The organism is Comamonas sp. B-9 (assembly GCF_000410635.1).
Lineage (GTDB): Bacteria > Pseudomonadota > Gammaproteobacteria > Burkholderiales > Burkholderiaceae_C > Comamonas.
Genome location: NZ_KE148537.1, coordinates 28,430 through 30,643 on the forward strand (window position 1 = coordinate 28,430; position 2,214 = coordinate 30,643).

The 2,214-nt window shown below is 64.8% G+C and carries 3 protein-coding genes and 1 pseudogene; 1 reads left to right on the top strand and 3 read right to left on the bottom strand.

Annotation, left to right across the window (positions count from 1 at the left end; translation table 11 throughout):
- A pseudogene (gene ftrA / locus H928_RS33115) lies at positions 1 to 240 on the bottom strand (transcriptional regulator FtrA); the annotation flags it as partial.
- A gap of 92 nt (positions 241 to 332) precedes the next feature.
- Here ftrA and H928_RS0107825 point away from each other — a divergent pair.
- Complete coding sequence (locus tag H928_RS0107825) at positions 333 to 731, top strand: rhodanese-like domain-containing protein (RefSeq protein WP_027010679.1); 399 nt, start codon at positions 333 to 335, stop codon at positions 729 to 731.
- A 67-nt stretch (positions 732 to 798) separates the two neighbouring features.
- On the opposite strand, the gene H928_RS0107830 is transcribed toward H928_RS0107825, so the two are convergent.
- Entirely contained in the window at positions 799 to 1,779 is a 981-nt protein-coding gene (locus tag H928_RS0107830) for an ABC transporter substrate-binding protein (RefSeq protein ID WP_021025981.1), read from the bottom strand.
- A gap of 70 nt (positions 1,780 to 1,849) precedes the next feature.
- On the bottom strand, positions 1,850 to 2,214 hold a 365-nt coding region (locus tag H928_RS33120), incomplete at its 5' end, for a TonB-dependent receptor domain-containing protein (RefSeq protein WP_239644909.1).

A 2,214-nucleotide genomic window follows, 5' to 3' on the forward strand; every position in this document is an offset into this window, starting at 1 on the left:
GGGCACCACGATCAGGTCCGCCTGCTCCAGCAAGGCCAGGTCGGCACTGGCCTGCACCAGCAAGCCCCCCTGGGCCCGCAGCGGACCTGGCTCCACGGCCACACTCGCAAAACGGTACCAGCCCTCACCCATCTCGGGCCGCTCCAGGCCAAACACCTCGGCCACCATCGAGAACTCAAAGGTGCAAAGACCGTTGTAGACCGGTGCAACGACCAGCGGGCCCAGCAAGCGTGCAGACATTGGCGCAAATCCTTCTCTTTATGTCTTCTGCGCCAATTGTAGACAACAGGGTCGATCCGCAAAATCGCTGCCATGTTTACCAGGAGTACTTCATGAGCCGCTATGTCAGCCAGATTCCCGCCGCCGCCAGTGCCGATGCCGTGGCGCATTTTTCCCGGTCCTTCACGTTCGAGACCGACTGCTGGGATGTGCACGATGCCCTAGGCCAAGGCCAGCCCGACTTTGTACTGCTCGATGTGCGCAGCGCCGCGCTATATGCACAAGGCCATGTCCCTGGCGCGCTGCATCTGCCGCACGGCAAGATCATTGCGAGCAAGCTGGCGGCCTGGCCTGCCGATACGCTGTTTGTGACCTATTGCGCCGGCCCGCACTGCAATGGCGCGGCCCGGGGCGCCTTGCGCCTGGCGCAGCTGGGCAGGCCCGTCAAGATCATGGCCGGCGGCATCACTGGTTGGCTGGATGAGGGGTTTGCGCTGGCGACCGCCGCCTGACCGCGTGCCGTAAGAAAGGGGAGGCATCACATGCCACCCCCTGCAAGCGTCTTACCGCGTCAAGACCTCAGCGTGGGCTCCAAACGGCCTTCAACTGCGCCGTCGTCTGCAGCATGGCCTGCGGGCCGGCCACACCCAGCAGGTACCAGACCTGCGGATCCAGGAACACCAGCCGGCCCTGCTGGCCAGCGGCGCTGTTGCGGATGGCTTCGTTGTTGAACAGCTCGGTGCTGGCAACGACGGGCTTGCCATCGCGGCCGGTGGTGCTGCCGGTACCGGCATTGCGGTCGATCACATAGAGCCAGGCGGGATTGAGCTGGCGGATCTCTTCCATCTTCATCGGCACGCCGCGCGGCTTGCTGGCATCGGCGGGCAGCGCAGGTTTGACGCCCAGCACATCGTGCAGCAGGCCAAAGCGTGCGCCGGGTGGCTGGGCATTGAGCGTGGTGCTGATGGCCAGCACCAAGAGGCCGGGTGCCTGCTGCTGGGCCAGTGCGCGGGTGCTGTCCACCTCGGCGCGCACCCGCTGCATCAGCTGCTCGCCCTGGGCCTCTTTGCCCCACAGCGATGCGAGTGCCACCACATTGCGCTGCATATCGGCCAGCAGCTGCTGGTTGTTGACGCTCAGGTCCACGGTCGGCGCAATCTTGCTCAGGATGTCGTACTTGCCGGCGCTGCGGCCCGCCACGACGATCAGGTCCGGCTGGATGTGGCTGAGCGCATCAAAATCGGGCTCGAACAGGCTGCCCGCTGGCAGGTAGCGCGCATCGGCATAGGCCTGCATATAGCTGGGGAAGTTGGCCTTGGCCAAGGCGGTCACCGGCAGGTTCAGCGCCTGCATCGTGTCGAGCGATGCCAGGTCATACACCACCACCCGCTTGGGCGCCAAGGGCACTACCGTGCTGCCCTTGGCGTGTTGCACGGTGATCGTTGCCGGGGCCTTGGGGCTGGGGGCTTGCGCAAAGGCGGCAGGTGCGGCAAACAGCGACGTGGCGAGGGCGGCAGCGGCGCTGGCGCGCCAGCAGGCCGTGGTCAATGGCTGGGTCATGTCTTTCTCCAATGCATGTCAATCAAGTTGAGGCGGCGCCCGCAGGCATGCGGGACGCCGCGCGGTGGGTTTAGAACTTCAGGTTCATGCCCACCCAGTAACGGCGCCCGTCCTGCACGGTGGCGTAGTCTTCGTAGTACACGTCCTTGTCGAACAGGTTGTAGATGCCGGCAAAGAAGGTGGTGTTCTTGTTGTAGTGGAACGAGCCACCCACATCGAACATCGCATAGCTGCCAGCGACCCAGGTGCGGGCAGAGCGTCCGCCGGTGGGCTGGCTTTCCTTGCCACGGTAGGACAGCTTGGTCCAGCCGTTCCAGCGGTCAGACGGCTTCCAGTCGAGCGCAACATTGAGCATGTGGCGCGGCAGCTGCGACAGCGGCTGGCCGGCAAACTCGCCGCTCTTTTGCTCGGAGCGGGTAAAGGTGTAGCTGGAGT

Coding starts and splice junctions, on each gene's coding strand:
- H928_RS0107825 (WP_027010679.1), top strand. CDS start 333: ATGAGCCGCTATGTCAGCCAGATTCCCGCCGCCGCCAGTGCCGATGCC.
- H928_RS0107830 (WP_021025981.1), bottom strand. CDS start 1,779: ATGACCCAGCCATTGACCACGGCCTGCTGGCGCGCCAGCGCCGCTGCC.